Below are 13,557 nucleotides of genomic sequence, written 5' to 3'. Positions count from 1 at the left end.
AGCCCCTCGACCAATCGTGCGAGCGTGATGGTCGCTGCCGCGAGGCGCGACGCCTGCGTCGTCAGCGGCGCAAGCGAGGCCCCGTCCACAGGGCGAGAATCCCGCACTCGGCGAACGACGCGAACTCCGCCGGCGGGGTCGTCCCCCTGAGGTACACCTCCACCCGCCGGATCGTCGTCGGATCCACCAGCTGGTCCACGTCGGTGATGCCCTGGACGAGTCGGATCCCGTCCACGTAGATCATGGGCTGGCACGGCTCGGATCGTCCGCCGCCACTGAAAAACATCTGCCGCTCGAAGGCGTCGTTCATGCCGCGACCTTCGCGGAAGATGATGCCTGTCACGTGTCGCGCGATGTCCGAAAACGTGTTCGCGCGCAGGGTGTCGAGCAGTCGCTCGTCGAGGAACGTGCCGGTGCCGGACTTGCGCCGCCGCTCGAATCCGGCGCGCATCACCTCCGTCATGCGCCGCGCGGCGCGGACGCGAACGGTATCGAGCAGTACGGATTCGACGTCGAGCATCGTGATCGACACCGGCGTGTCCTCGAAGCCGACGACGTCGACGAGCGTCTCCGATGGCATGAAGCCGAGCGCCCGCACCTCCACCATGCGCGAGCCTTCGGGGAGCGCACGCAGGACGAAGCGCCCGCCGCTGTCGGTGCGCGCCTCGGCGCGGGTCCCGGCCAGGCCGACTCTGGCGTCAGGGAGCGGGCGTCCGTCGAGGCGGCGCACCAACCCGCGGATCACGCCCTTGCCGCTCGCCACGATGCGATCGCCGGCGTTCACGGCGCCGCTGGTACGCACCGAGTCGTCCGCCGTGACGATCGCGACGGTGGCCCGCCCGATGTAGAGGTCGCGCCGCTGGACGGTGTGCAGGGACACGCGCAACTCCACGTCCCCGGAACGGCTCGCGTCGAGTTCCGCATGGATCGTGACCGGCACGCTCGACGGCACGCACGCCACGTACCACCCATCGTCGCGCGACCGCAGGTCGTGGCGCGGCGTCTCCCGCACGATGCCGGCACGCGTGAGAAAGACTTCGGACCAGCGGACGGATACGAACGCATCGCGCACCGCGCCGCCGGCCTCTGCGTCCCGCACGCTTCCGACGAGGAGCGCCACCGAATCGCGACGCGTCTGTTCGCCGCACACGCTGGCAACGACCGACTGCATGGTGGGTGCGGCGAGCGCCACGCGGACCGTTCCCGCGCGGCGCACGTCAACGCGGTGCACCGGTGTGCGCAGGCCGAGCGTGTCGAGCGCCAGGTGCTGGAAGCCGAGCAGGTACGAACCGAGCGGTATCGTCTCGAACGCATAGCGACCCGCGGAATCGGTCGCGGTGCTTCGTGTGTCCTCGACACGACCGCCTCCACCGAGCCGGGCCAGTTGCACCACCGCTCCCGCCATCGGTCGGAGCGACAGGCTATCGAAGACCGAACCGGCAATGGTCGCGAGCGGGCCGGTGGGCCCCTGCGCCCAGAGCGCGGGCACGGCAGCACACACCGCGCACAGCGCCAGCACGATCGCGAGCCGCCTCACGGCCGGCGCCCCGCGGCGCGCAACCCTCGCGCCAGCCACCCGCGGACCCCCGTCCATACCACGACGCTCCCGCACTCGGGAGTTTGGTACTCCGGCGGCGCCTGGATGCGGCGCGGGTATACCTCGACGGCCTTCACGAGGTCGGCCGGAATCACATCATCGACGCTCATGTCGAGCACGGGGACCCGCACGCCGTCGACCACGAGCGCCGGAACGCAGACCTCCCCGGACGCGCCACGCATCTCGACCTGTCGCGTCATCTGATCCACGCTGCGCACCTGGACGCCGGGGAGTCCGCGCACGAGGTCCGTGAACACGAGCGGGCGGCGTTGCTCCACCTGGTCGGGATCAAGGAACGTCCCGTGCCCCAGGCGTCGGCGCCGCTCGAAGCCGGCGAGGAGATCCGTGCGTCGCGCGAAAGCGGTCATGACGCGCACGGTGTCGATCTCCGTCGGAAAGTCGGCCATGGTGAGGTCCACGCGCGCGCCGGTCACCGGCGACACGTCCACCACGCGACGGGCAGGAACGAATCCGATGAGCCGTGCATCGAGGAGCTGCGTCCCCGCGGCGGTCGCGCCGAGTCGAAACTCGCCGGTCGCACTCGTTCGCGTCTCCGCGTCGTGTCCATACAGGCGCACGCGCACACCGGGCAACCCCTGCCCCGACCGGTCGCGCACGATGCCGCTCACGATGGTGGACGGCGCATCGGCACTCGATGCCCGGCGATGGATCATGATGTCGCGCAGGAGCAACCCGTGCGCGGGCACGTCGAGCTCGAGGAGTGCGCTCGAATCGACATCGCTCACCGCGTGGAGGAGCAGGATACCGCCACGCGGGACGCCGCAGAGCCGGAACCACCCCGTCCCGCTGGTCGGTGCGGCCGCTTCCTGCACGCCGGCCCGGGCGCCACCCGGGCCAATACTGATCGCACTCCATTGCGCCGCCACCGTCGCTCCCGCGAGCAACTCTGCGCTGGCGACGTCGCGCACGAATCCGAGGATCGCCCCCGCGTCCGGTCGCGCACCGGCCGCGCCGCACCAGCCGGCGATCACCGTGCCGGCCGATGGCGTCGCGAGGTCAACGACCTGTTCGGCCGCCAGGCGCACGTCGATCCGGCGCACCGGGAGGTCGATGCCTAACGAATCGAGCTTGGCGTGGAAGAATCCGATCAGGTACCGCCCGGCCGGTACGTCGACGAGCGTGTACCGGCCCGCGCTGTCGCTTTCGGTCGTCCGACGCCCCTCCGCCTGGCGCGAGGGTTCCAGCGGTAGCAGCTGAACGCTCGCACCCCGGAGCACCGTGCCGGCAATGCTGTCGTAGACCACGCCAGTGATCCGCGGCGCCTGCCAGCGTGCCGGGGCCTCGCGACCCAGCAGGGTGAGCAACGCGCTCCCGACGAGTGCGGCGCGCGCGATCATCCGGCGAGCGCCGTCGGCGTCGGCGGGTCCGTGGTGTAGTCGTAGAAGCCGCACCCGCTCTTCCGGCCGAGTTTCCCGCCCTGCACCAGGCGGTGCAACAACGCCGGCGGCGCGTGGCGCGGTTCACCCGAGGCCCGATGCATCACGTCGGCCACGCGCTCCAGGGTGTCGAGCCCCACGGTGTCGCACAGCGCAAGCGGCCCGCTCGGCATCGCCGCGCCGAGCTGCATGCCGCGGTCGATGTCCCCGATCGACGCCACGCCGCCCTCGAACGCCCGGATGGCATCCAGCATGTAGGGCACGAGCAGGAGGTTCACCACAAAACCCGGAGTGTCGCGCGCGACGATCGGTTCCTTGCCGAGCCGACGCACCCATGCCGTCGCCGTGGCCAGCGTCGCTTCACTCGTTGCCACGCTACGCACGACCTCCACGAGGCGCAACACGGGAACGGGATTGAAGAAGTGGAGTCCGACGAAGCGATCAGCTCGCCGCGTGACGGCCGCTTGTTCCGCGACCGACAGGCTCGAGGTGTTGGTGGCGAAGATGGCGCCCGCGCCGACCATCGGGTCGAGCGCACGCCAGAGCGCCTGCTTGGCATCGAGCGACTCTACGATCGCCTCTAACACGAGATCGCGGTCGGCCAGTACCTCGAGGTCGCTCGCCACGCGGAGGCGACCCATCGCTGCCTGCGCGTCGGTCGCGTCGACCTTGCCCTTCTCCACACCCTTGGCGAGGGAGCGCTCGATGGCCGACCGCGTGCGTTCAGTCGCCCGATCGTCGATCTCCCTCACGACGGTGTCGAAACCCGCCAGCGCGCTGACCTGTGCGATCCCGGAGCCCATGAGGCCGCCCCCGACGATCCCGACGCGTACGATCTCGACCATCCCGGAACTTGGGTCCGTCTGACGGGACGGTCGAGAGGGCGTGTGACGAACGGCGCTCAGCGCGTGATCGTCGAGAGCAGGTCGACCAGCGGATTGGAGGCGGGACGTTTGATCTCTCCGTGCTCCAGCCGGTCCAGCACCTGCTCGAGGGCAAGCTGCGCCCGCCTGACCTTGCGCTTGTGCGCCTCACCCGTCGCGCCGACGATGGCTCCGCTGACGCCCACCGCCAGCGTGGCCACGATGCCCGCGATCAGCATCGAGCCGCCCTGGCTCATGGCCGCCAGTCCCACCACGGCCGCCCCACCTCCCGAAAGCAGGGAGGCGCCCACGGCGCTGCCCGCCACCGATGCGCCGCGCGAGTCGGTGAAGTCTGCGTCGAGCGTGACGAGACACCGCTGGGCGTCCACCGCCACCACCGTCGCTCCGACTTCAGTGGCCGACTTGAGGGCATACGCGCGTCCCGAAAAGTTGAAGCCCGCCTGGAGGTTGCCCACGAGGTCGCGCCGAGCCTCCCAGGTGAGGCGATCCGCAAGCCGTCGTTTGGGCCTCAGGATCTCCTCACGTTGCATCCACTGGTCGAGCGCGGCCAGCACGCTCGCTGGCGTTCCCTGCACGATGCGGGCGGCCATCACCGCGCTGGCGCCGTAGATCGCCCCGACCATGCCCGTCGCCCTGGGTGCCGCGATCCGCGTGCGTTCCTCGGCGATGGCCTGTCGGATGTGCTCGGCGCCGATCCCCACTTCCTTCCCGAGTTCGACCAACTGTGCCTCGGTCATGCCCTCGGCGGGCTCGAGAATGCCCGCGTTGAGCTCGGCGGCTCGCGCGAGCACACGATCGAGCGCGCCGCGATCGAGGGCGGCGGGCGAAAGCACCGTGGGTGGCGGGCCACTTTCCCGTGGACGGTCGTCAGGCATCGGGCGTCAGATTCCGTTCAGGACGAGGTCGATCTGCTGTTCCAGAGCCTTGCGCAAGGCGTCGGGCATCGCGAACACCGTGTCGAACTGACGCGGGACATCGCTCCCGGGTACCTGGCGGGCGATACCCAGATAGTAACGACGGTAGCCGATCGCGAGGTCGGGGGCCACCCGGTCCAGCATGATTGCTCCGCCGCGTACTGCCGCCAGCGTGGACAGTCGGCCGGACTCGCCGCTCTGCTGCTCACGCGGCGTGGTATGATCGCGCACGACGGCGTTCGATACCGTCCCCACCAGCTCGTGCGCCATCACGAAGAGCGCCGTGCTCGCGTCGTCCTCCGGGTTCGGAAAGCCGACCGCCACAAAGTTGTCGCGGCGACCAACGTCGAGCGTCCGGCCTTCGCCGCCCAGCGGAAGCGAGAGCAGGACCGTGCCCTGTCGCTGGTTGGTTCCGCCGAGGAAACGGCCGAAGGCGGAGGCGTAGGTCGTGCGCCAGGAAAGTTCGAGTGCGCCGCGCATGGATGCCCGCGCGGATTGCTGCGTCGACCACCACGTCCGGTAGAATCGAACCCGTTCGTCAGCAAGCGCCTCCACGAACATCCGCACCCACTCGCGGTCGGCGGCGGTGGGGAAGTACGTGTCGAGCGTGGCATACATGCGGAGCGTTTCCTGGTCTCCGGCGGCGCGGACGTTGCCGTTGGCGCGCAGGAAGCGTTCGATGCCGCGTTGCATGTCGTCCCACGACGCGAAGTACAGCGCGACGAACTGCGCGGCGCCCAGAGCTGGCTGCTCGCGCAAACGTTGCTGCAGAACGCGACGGTCGCTATCGAGGCGCGTCGTCACCGCTGCGGCACGGCGAGCCTCGTCGACGGCGTCGCGATAGCCGAGCCGGAACGTCGGCACGAGCGATGAGTCGGCCTGCAGCATCGCGAAGCCATGCAACCACAGATCGACATGCTCGCGGGCGTCGAAGCGCCAACCGTTCACGGCCACTGATGGCGCGCCGGCCCCGGGAGGCGAGGACGTCAACGGCGTCGGTCCGGCACTCGGCGTGCTCGTCACGACGACGGGGCCGCTGTGGCAAGCGGCAAGCGTGCCTAACGCGATCGTGGCCAGATGGCGGCCCAGGGTGCCGGAGGTGTCGCGCATGTCGTGCACTACGCAGGTAACGGTCGTCGGGTGTCGTCGAGGAACGTGTCGACCGCCCGGTACGTCGTGGTGACTACCCTCAGGGCACAACGGCGATCCCATGGACGCTGGCCACCGGACGTGGCGGTGGACACGGTCAATCGCGCCATCTGTCCGACCACGACCCTTGCCCCCCGCGCTCCAGTTGAACGGAATGCTCAGCGCGCGGCTGTCCTGCCGCGAGCCGCACACAGAATACGGCACCTGCGCCGTGGTGATTCCGGGATACCAAGGCGCCGTGGGGAAGTCCTGGTCCGACCATCGTTGCCGGTGGCACGTGGTCTGGTGGGTCTCGCGAGAGGGCAACGAGCCAGCGAGACCGCACCGCGTGCCCGCCCTCCTGGCGCAGGCTTCACACCTGACGTCCGCAGGTGACGCAGAACTTCCAGCCGACTTCCAGCTCGGTGTTGCACGCGGGGCAGTGCTGGATGGTCAGGTTGTGTCCGCACCCCGGGCAGAACGTGATGCTACGGCCCTCGGGGAGCCCCGTGCCGCAGTAGTGACAGGCTTCTCCGGAGCGGGGGCGGATCGGGTTCGGACGAGACACGGGCATTGCGGGATCCTGTGGTGCAGCTGGGGCACGTCGCTGTTCAGCGGGACTGAGCGTCGGTGCCGGTGGCGGCTCGGGCGGCAAGGCCGGCGGGCGTGCCGTGTCGCGGTGACGATCGGGTGGTGGACTGGCGGGCGGCGTCTCGACCTTCTCCGTGGGTCGACCGGCGAGCGTGGCGTGTTCGATCGGCGACGCGGCGGCCGCGCCCGCGGCCCTGGCCTCATCGGGCGTTGGCCGCAGCATCGCCTCGCGCAGCGGCGCTTCCACGAATCGCACCGTCGCGGTCGCGAACGCGCGGTACGCGGAGAGGTCGGGGTTGGGTGACTCGAGTTCCCGGCGCAGCGCGGCCTGCATCTCCGCGTCGCCGTCCAGCAGTCCGCGCGAACCCGCCAGGAGCTGGCAGAGCGCGAGTTCGTATTCGTCGACCGCTGTGAATCCGAGCTCGCGACGACTCGTGCGGTACGGCACGAGTTCCTGGTACAGCTGCGCGACCTCGAACGACGCGCCGAGGAATTGCGGTGCGCTGGCGCGCACGTTGAGCACGAGCCGGCGGTAGAGGCGGTCGAGATCGTCCATCGAGCGGCCTGGCGTGAGCGGGATCGTGGAGCTTAACGCGTCACTCCGGTGCGCGCAGCCCTAACGCGATTCGAGGCGTTCCATCTGCGCGTCGACGTCGTTGCCGTACTTGCCTTTCGTGGTGCCCTGAACCTGGGCAATCACGCGTCGCACGACGGATTCAGTGTGCGTCTGCGCGTCCTGCCAGCCGATCTGGTATCCGGCGGCGACGCCCAGCACGAGGAGAAAGAGCGACTTCTTCACCGGAAACTCCGTGAGGATACCTGAGAACTGACGGGCGCTCCTGGCTCATGGTAACGCGGGGGCCGCGCGAAACCGGGCGCCGTCCGGGAAGGCTTCGAGCGCGCCGGCCATTCCGGCCCCCCGAGTGCTGGCCAGCCAGGCATCGAACCCGCTCTCCACGAGTCCGTCCGACGAGGTGAGGGATCGGGCCGCTCGCACCGCGAGATCGTTGGCGTATTCGTTCTGTGCATGGCCGTTGTGACCGCGAACCCAGGTCCATGCCACCTGGTGGTCGCGCGCGGCGCGCACCGCTTCGCGCCAGAGTTCGAGGTTCTCGATGGGGCCGGACTTCCGGCGCCAGTCACGTCGGGCCCAGTCGTGCACCCACCGGGTCATGCCGTCGACGATGTAGCGCGAATCGGTCACGAACGTCACGCGGAACCGCGAACCCTTGCGCCCGATGGCGGTGAAGGACTCGATGACCGATCGCAGGGCCATCCGGTTGTTGGTCGTCGCCGGCTCGGCGATCCACAGGTCGCGGCGCACCTGCATACCGTCACTGGTGCGGTACTCGATCAGCGCGCCGGCCCCGCCGGGGTTTTCGCCCTCGCGACCGTTCCCGAGGCAGGACTCGTCGGCGTAGATGGCCAGCAAAGGCAGCTCGGCGCTCACCAGATGCCCTCGATGCGCTCGATATCATCGACGAGGAAGCGCATCGCCTCCCCGGTCGAGGGATGCCGGGCCAGCAACGCCTCGCGGCCGCGCTCGACCACGAGTTGCCGCGCCACCACGATCCACTGTGAACCGTTGCGGGTGATCGCGAGGCGTCCGCCGCGCGCCACCGCGCCCTCCAGCACGTCGTAGTCCTTCGGAGACAACGCCACCTAACGAACCTCCCGGAACCAGTCCACGGCCAGTCGGGCGAGCACCCGCGTCGCCCGTTCCACCTGCGCCACTTCGATGTACTCCTCGTCCGCGTGCGCCAGCCCCATGTCACCGGGACCGAAGCACACAGCCGGCACCCCCGCAGCATTGAGTAGCGCGGCATCGGTCCACGCGGTCACGCCGGCGACGCACGGCTCCATTCCTTCGGCGCCGAGTGCGGACGCGAGGGCGCGCACGACCGGCGCGGTGACCGGCACGTCGCTCGGATCCTGCGTCAGGACCTCACGCACCGCGACGTCGAGTTCGGGAAACCGAACCCGCGCGCGCACACACGCGGCGTCGAACTCGCCCAGCACCGCCTCGGCCGTTTCCCCGGGCAAGGTACGACGCTCCACGCGCAACACACAGCGGTCAGGGTAGGTCGACCAGCCGGCGCCGCCTTCGATGGTCGAGGCGTGGAGCGACGCGTGGCCAAGCAGGGCGTGCGTGCGGCGGTCGAGCACGTCGCGCTGGAGCGTCTCGAGTTCGTGGAGCACCGCGCCTGCGTGGGCGATGGCATCGGCGCCGAGGTCGTATCGACTGCCATGGGCGGCGCGGCCGCGGAACGTCAGCTCGATCCACGTGAAGCCGCGGTGCGCCGGGCCGATGCAGAGGAGTGTTGGTTCGGTCACGATGGCCGCATCGGCATCGACGCCGGACGCCAGGAGGGCGCGCGTGCCTTCACTGGCGAACTCCTCGTCCACGACCGCGGCCACGACGACTTCGCCCTCGAGCCGGTCGGCAGCGCGCGCCGCCGCGGCGCACATCGAGGCTACGCCACCCTTCATGTCGCTGGCGCCGCGGCCGTACAGCCGCCCTGCGCGCAGCTCGGCATCGAAGGGTGCGTGGATCATGCCTGACGAGTCCACGACGTCGATGTGCCCGTTGAACATCAGCCGACGCCCGCCCGAGGGACCGATCCGGGCGATCACGTTCGGCCGACCCGGGGCCACCAGCTGAAGCTCCACGCGAAAGCCCCACGCCGTGAGGACCTCCGCCAGGAGATTGGCGACGGCGCCCTCACCCGCCGCGCCAGGGACCAGGCGCGGATTGCGTGAGTCGGTGCGCACCAGCGCCCGAAGCAGGCCGAGCGCGTCGCCGCGCGGGATTTCGGGGGGTGCGGTCACGCCTCGGCGTCGTCGATGTGAAGGACGTGGACACCCGCGGTGTCGATCGCGAACCGGAGTGGTTGCGCAGCGTCGGTCCCCGCGGCCCGCACCTCGTCTTCGCGGCCGTCGTCGGCCACCACCAGCACGCAGCCTCCACCGCTGGCGCCTAACGCCTTGCCTCCCCGGGCCCCCGCACGCCGGGTGCCGGCGAGCAGCGCATCGATCCGCGGAGTGGTGATGGCCGGGTGCAGTGCGCGCTGGAACGCCCAGTGTTCGTCGAGCAGGTCGCCCAGGGCGTCGAGGTCTCCCGAAGTCATCGCGTCGGCCATGTCGCCGGCCAGGCGCTTCATGCCGGCGAGGCATCGCAACACGCCGGGCTCCCTCGCGCGATAGGCGTCGAGTACGGCGGTGATCGTGTCGCCGGAGAGTCGAGACTGCCCGGTATAGAACACGAGGCAGCGCCGTTCGATCGCGGTGCGGAGTGCCGGCGGCAGCGGCAGGGGGCGCACGACATTGGTCGCCGCGAACGTGAGGTCGAGCATCCCGCCGAATGCGGCGGCGTAGTGATCCTGCCAGCCTCCCGCGATCCCCGCGTCTTCGACCTCGGCGGCCCGGCTCTCCTGCACCAGGTGCTCGCGGTCCCCAATGTCCTGCTGGCTCCACGTGCGCAGCGCCGCTGCCAGCGCGACGCTGACTGCCGAAGAACCGCCCAGGCCAGCGCCGGTGGGGAAATCGCTGCGCACCGAGCTTCGGACGCCGCGCACGCCGGCTCGGCGCATTGCGGCTGCCGCCAGGTTGGTGTCCGCGGTGATGGTGAGGTCGGCGTCGCCGGACCTCGAGTGGGCGTCAAGTCGGACTTCGGCGTAGCGGTCGATGGCCAGGTTGCAGACGCGACCACCGACCTCGGTGGTGTAGGGCGGCACGTCGGTCCAGCCGCCGCCCAGGTCGAGTCGAGTGGGCGCCCGCACCACGACGGATTTCATGGGCTAGAAAAGAAACAGGTGGCGTGTGGTCTGGCGACCGCACGCCACCTGAAGGCCGGGAGCCCTACTTCTTCTTGGTGGCCGGCTTCTTGGCGGCTGGCTTTGCCACGGCCTTGGCAGGAGCCGCCTTGGCCGGCGCGGACTTGGCGGGTGCGGCCTTGGCGGCCGGCTTGGCTTTTTCGGGCTTGGCCGCGGGCTTGGAGGGAGCAGCGGGCTTGGCGGCCGCCTTTGGGGTCGGCCGCTCAGCGGAGGCGCTGGCGCGCGACGGCAGAGCAGAGCGTTCGGGCTTGGCCGGCGGCGGATCCTTCAGCATGCGGATCTCGGAGCGCGCGGGTGGCTCCACCTTGCGCACGGGGATGTCGATCTTGGGGCGCTTGGCGTGCGCTTCCTCGACTTCCTTGAGCAGCTTGGTGGCTTCTTCCTGCGACATCTGTCCGCGACGGACCATGTAGTTCACGAGGTCGCGGGCGCTTTCGATGGCAAAGGCGGAGATCCCGGCGGCCGCGCCGACGACGTCGCGCATGGCGGACGCCATCTTGCTGCCGGCTTCGAGGCTGATCTCATGGGCCTTGGCGGCCATCTCCGCCATGGTGTCGCGGATGTCCTGGCCGCGGTGACCGGGGCCGCGCTTTGGTGGAGCGGCGGCCGGTGGGGCGTCGATGGGGTCGCCGGCGGACACGTCGGGCGTCACGTTTTCAGACATCCAGATAGACTCCCGATCGCCGACTGGCGAACCGAGGTTGGCGGTAGCTGAGGGGGCGTAGGTGCCGAGAGCAGGCGGGACGGTGCCATGATTTTCCTGGGCCCTGCGGCGGGGCCAAGTATATGATTTTTGGGCGCATACGCAAGGCGTTGGGGGTGTTTTTCGGTTAGGTTCAGGTCAGTCGTCACCTATGAACTAGGCCACATGAACACGCCATATGAAGAACAGTAACAAGCCAGCAATGCTACAAGGAGTGCGTGTTTTGGACTTGAGCAGAGTTCTTGCTGGTCCGATATGCGCGATGACGCTGGGCGACCTTGGCGCGGACGTCATCAAGGTCGAACGACCCGGGTCCGGGGACGAGTCGAGGGGCTGGGGGCCACCCTTCGACGAGCGTGGCGAAAGTGCCTACTATCTCTGTTGCAACCGCAACAAACTCGGCGTCGCGCTGAGCTTGGATCAACCGGATGACCTCGCCACTCTGCGCCGGCTCATCGAGGGAGCCGACGTCGTCCTCGACAACTTCAAGCGCGGGACACTGGAGCGCCGCGGTCTGGATCCGGAGACCTGTCTGGCCGCCAGTCCGCGACTCATCTGGTGTACGCTGACCGGATTCGGTCCGGACTCCGGGCGTCTCGGGTACGACTACGTCGTACAGGCCGAATCGGGTTGGATGGCGATCACCGGCGAACCGGATGGCGACCCGATGAAAACGGGGGTGGCGCTGGCCGACGTCCTGGCGGGTAAAGACGCCGCCATCGCGATCCTCGGCGCGCTCGCGGCACGCGGTGCTGGTTCCGCTGGCGGCCCGGAAGCGCGTCGTCTGTTCATCTCGCTGGCGCACTCGGCCACCGCCGCCCTGGTGAACGTGGCGCAGAACGCCCTGGTCTCTGGCGCCGAGGCCAGGCGCTGGGGCAACGCGCACCCCAATCTGGTTCCGTACCAGCTCTTCCGGGCCGCGGATCGGGGGCTGGTGCTTGCCGTGGGGAACGATGCCCAGTGGCAGGCCTGCTGTCGCACGCTCGAGTTGCCGGAGCTGGCATCCGACGCGCGCCTGGCGACCAACGCCGGCCGATTGGCTCACCGCGAGGCCGTGGTCGCGGCCCTGGCTACGCGACTCCGTACGCTTTCGGCCGCCGACTGGCAGTCGCGGCTCGACGCGAACGGGGTTCCATGCGGCGTCATCCGGACCGTGCTGGAAGCCCTGCAGGAGGTCACCAGCTCGCCGCTGACCGGGGTGACCCCGTCGGTACCCGGGACGGTGCGGCGTCCGCCACCGCGACTCGATGAGCACGGTACGCGCGTGCGTGCAGAGGGCTGGGGCGTGTTCGCCTAACGACGGCCATGGTGCGGTCGCGCCCGGCAGCGTCGCATCAGTGGCGAACGGTGCCGAGACAGTTCGACCGGCACGTGACGTTCAGTCGGGTCGCGCGTCCTTTGATCGTGACGACAATCGCCCTCCCGGTTGCGGGACTGTCGAGACCGCGAAAAAGCGGTTATGCTAGCGCCGTGAAGAACACGGTGCCCGCCCCCCTGGTCGAGTCGATCGAGGCCGACCAGGAGATCATCACGAAGGTGCTATCGGGCAATCGAGACGCCTTCGGGGTATTGATCCAGCGATACAGCGACCCGCTCTACCGGCATGCCCTGGGCATGACGGGGAGTCCTGATGTCGCGGAGGACATCCTCCAGATGTCCTTCATCAAGGCGTACCATCACCTCGCCGAGGTGCGTGGGCGCTTCGATGCCTGGGTATTCCGCATCGTGGCCAACGGGTGCAAGGACTGGCTGAAGAACATTCGCCGGACGCACCTGAGCTACGAGGAGGACGACCAGCCGACGTCGTATGCGACGCCGGAAGAGGAGCTGGATCGGACAGAACTTCGGGGCGACCTGGATTCGGCGTTGTCGGCACTGCCGGCATCCCTGCGCGAGGCCTTCATCATGAAGCACGTCGAAGGCCGTTCGTACGAGGAGATGGCAGACCTGTTGGCGACCACAGTTGGAGCGCTCAAGATGCGCGTACATCGCGCGCGTGAGGCGCTCCAGGCACTCTTGGAGGAGAAGTACGCCTGATGCCCGACTTCAACCTTGACCGTGATGGCCGCTCGGACCGCGAGCGCCCACTCCGGCCCGCAGACGACCTCGGCGCACTGGGCGATCGGGAAGTTCCGCTCGCTTCGGTGGCGACGAGTGACGTGATCAACAAGTGGCTCGATGGCGAGGCTCCCGAGCCCACCGGTCTTCGCGGCGACGCCGCGCGTTCGGTGGAGTTCTGGCGCCGGCTCGGTGAGGAGACCGACCGCCGCCGCCACATGGTGACGCCGGCGCACCTGCCCGAGCGCATCATGGCGTCGCTGCCGCCCGTGGCTCCGCACGGCGCCACCACGCCCTGGCACCGGAAGGAAGTGAAGCTGTCCGGCATGGTGCTGCTTGGCGGCGCCATCGGACTGCTGGCGATCGGCGCCATCGTCGCGAGACTGGTCGCGTAGCCTGGCCGGGTGACACGTTCGGGGCCGGCTCCCTTCTCGGGAGCCGGCCCCGCGCGT

At 69.4% G+C, this 13,557-nt stretch carries 15 protein-coding genes; 3 read left to right on the top strand and 12 right to left on the bottom strand.

Annotated features, from left to right (window positions below; all coding sequences use genetic code 11):
* Positions 1-61: 61 nt before the first annotated feature.
* The 12 genes from IT361_02090 to IT361_02035 form a co-directional block, all read right to left on the bottom strand.
* On the bottom strand, positions 62-1,537 hold the full coding sequence (locus tag IT361_02090) for a carboxypeptidase regulatory-like domain-containing protein (protein MCC6316453.1): 1,476 nt from the start codon (positions 1,535-1,537) through the stop codon (positions 62-64).
* A complete protein-coding gene (locus tag IT361_02085) occupies positions 1,534-2,955 on the bottom strand; it encodes a carboxypeptidase regulatory-like domain-containing protein (GenBank protein MCC6316452.1) in 1,422 nt (473 codons plus the stop codon). The genes IT361_02090 and IT361_02085 overlap by 4 nt, the downstream gene beginning before the upstream one ends.
* The gene (locus IT361_02080; protein ID MCC6316451.1) at positions 2,952-3,839 is read right to left on the bottom strand and encodes a 3-hydroxybutyryl-CoA dehydrogenase; all 888 of its coding nucleotides are present in this window, start codon (positions 3,837-3,839) and stop codon (positions 2,952-2,954) included. Before IT361_02080 ends, IT361_02085 begins: the two co-directional genes overlap by 4 nt.
* Positions 3,840-3,895: 56 nt before the next feature.
* Entirely contained in the window at positions 3,896-4,753 is an 858-nt protein-coding gene (locus IT361_02075; GenBank protein ID MCC6316450.1) for a hypothetical protein, read from the bottom strand.
* 6 nt (positions 4,754-4,759) lie between these two features.
* The gene (locus IT361_02070) at positions 4,760-5,902 is read right to left on the bottom strand and encodes a hypothetical protein (protein MCC6316449.1); all 1,143 of its coding nucleotides are present in this window, start codon (positions 5,900-5,902) and stop codon (positions 4,760-4,762) included.
* 391 nt (positions 5,903-6,293) lie between these two features.
* Positions 6,294-7,067 (bottom strand): zinc ribbon domain-containing protein, encoded by a 774-nt coding sequence (locus IT361_02065; protein ID MCC6316448.1) that lies wholly within the window; start codon positions 7,065-7,067, stop codon positions 6,294-6,296.
* A gap of 60 nt (positions 7,068-7,127) precedes the next feature.
* Positions 7,128-7,310, bottom strand: coding sequence for a hypothetical protein (locus IT361_02060; protein MCC6316447.1), 183 nt, complete (start codon positions 7,308-7,310; stop codon positions 7,128-7,130).
* Between the two features lie 45 nt (positions 7,311-7,355).
* Positions 7,356-7,961 (bottom strand): ribonuclease HI, encoded by a 606-nt coding sequence (locus IT361_02055; protein MCC6316446.1) that lies wholly within the window; start codon positions 7,959-7,961, stop codon positions 7,356-7,358.
* Positions 7,958-8,173, bottom strand: coding sequence for a hypothetical protein (locus tag IT361_02050; protein ID MCC6316445.1), 216 nt, complete (start codon positions 8,171-8,173; stop codon positions 7,958-7,960). The genes IT361_02055 and IT361_02050 overlap by 4 nt, the downstream gene beginning before the upstream one ends.
* Positions 8,174-9,298 carry an ArgE/DapE family deacylase gene (locus IT361_02045; protein MCC6316444.1) on the bottom strand — a complete coding sequence of 375 codons (1,125 nt, stop codon included), beginning with the start codon at positions 9,296-9,298 and terminating at the stop codon, positions 8,174-8,176.
* Positions 9,299-9,336: 38 nt separating this feature from the next.
* Positions 9,337-10,305 carry a hypothetical protein gene (locus IT361_02040; GenBank protein ID MCC6316443.1) on the bottom strand — a complete coding sequence of 323 codons (969 nt, stop codon included), beginning with the start codon at positions 10,303-10,305 and terminating at the stop codon, positions 9,337-9,339.
* A gap of 64 nt (positions 10,306-10,369) precedes the next feature.
* Positions 10,370-11,008 (bottom strand): hypothetical protein, encoded by a 639-nt coding sequence (locus IT361_02035; GenBank protein ID MCC6316442.1) that lies wholly within the window; start codon positions 11,006-11,008, stop codon positions 10,370-10,372.
* A gap of 268 nt (positions 11,009-11,276) precedes the next feature.
* Between IT361_02035 and IT361_02030 the strand changes: the two genes are divergently transcribed.
* The 3 genes from IT361_02030 (at position 11,277) to IT361_02020 (ending at position 13,500) form a co-directional block, all read left to right on the top strand.
* Positions 11,277-12,344, top strand: coding sequence for a CoA transferase (locus IT361_02030; protein MCC6316441.1), 1,068 nt, complete (start codon positions 11,277-11,279; stop codon positions 12,342-12,344).
* A 173-nt stretch (positions 12,345-12,517) separates the two neighbouring features.
* A complete protein-coding gene (locus IT361_02025; protein MCC6316440.1) occupies positions 12,518-13,084 on the top strand; it encodes an RNA polymerase sigma factor in 567 nt (188 codons plus the stop codon).
* The gene (locus IT361_02020; GenBank protein MCC6316439.1) at positions 13,084-13,500 is read left to right on the top strand and encodes a hypothetical protein; all 417 of its coding nucleotides are present in this window, start codon (positions 13,084-13,086) and stop codon (positions 13,498-13,500) included. The genes IT361_02025 and IT361_02020 overlap by 1 nt, the downstream gene beginning before the upstream one ends.
* Positions 13,501-13,557 lie beyond the last annotated feature (57 nt).

The sequence above is a fragment of the Gemmatimonadaceae bacterium genome (assembly GCA_020846935.1).
Taxonomy (GTDB): Bacteria; Gemmatimonadota; Gemmatimonadetes; order Gemmatimonadales; family Gemmatimonadaceae; genus RBC101.
This window is presented reverse-complemented; position numbering and strand designations above follow the sequence as displayed.

Bases quoted from the DNA above. Each gene is read 5' to 3' on its own strand.
- IT361_02085 (MCC6316452.1), bottom strand. From the start codon at position 2,955: ATGATCGCGCGCGCCGCACTCGTCGGGAGCGCGTTGCTCACCCTGCTG.
- IT361_02080 (MCC6316451.1), bottom strand. From the start codon at position 3,839: ATGGTCGAGATCGTACGCGTCGGGATCGTCGGGGGCGGCCTCATGGGC.
- IT361_02075 (MCC6316450.1), bottom strand. From the start codon at position 4,753: ATGCCTGACGACCGTCCACGGGAAAGTGGCCCGCCACCCACGGTGCTT.
- IT361_02070 (MCC6316449.1), bottom strand. From the start codon at position 5,902: ATGCGCGACACCTCCGGCACCCTGGGCCGCCATCTGGCCACGATCGCG.
- IT361_02065 (MCC6316448.1), bottom strand. From the start codon at position 7,067: ATGGACGATCTCGACCGCCTCTACCGCCGGCTCGTGCTCAACGTGCGC.
- IT361_02040 (MCC6316443.1), bottom strand. From the start codon at position 10,305: ATGAAATCCGTCGTGGTGCGGGCGCCCACTCGACTCGACCTGGGCGGC.
- IT361_02035 (MCC6316442.1), bottom strand. From the start codon at position 11,008: ATGTCTGAAAACGTGACGCCCGACGTGTCCGCCGGCGACCCCATCGAC.
- IT361_02020 (MCC6316439.1), top strand. From the start codon at position 13,084: ATGCCCGACTTCAACCTTGACCGTGATGGCCGCTCGGACCGCGAGCGC.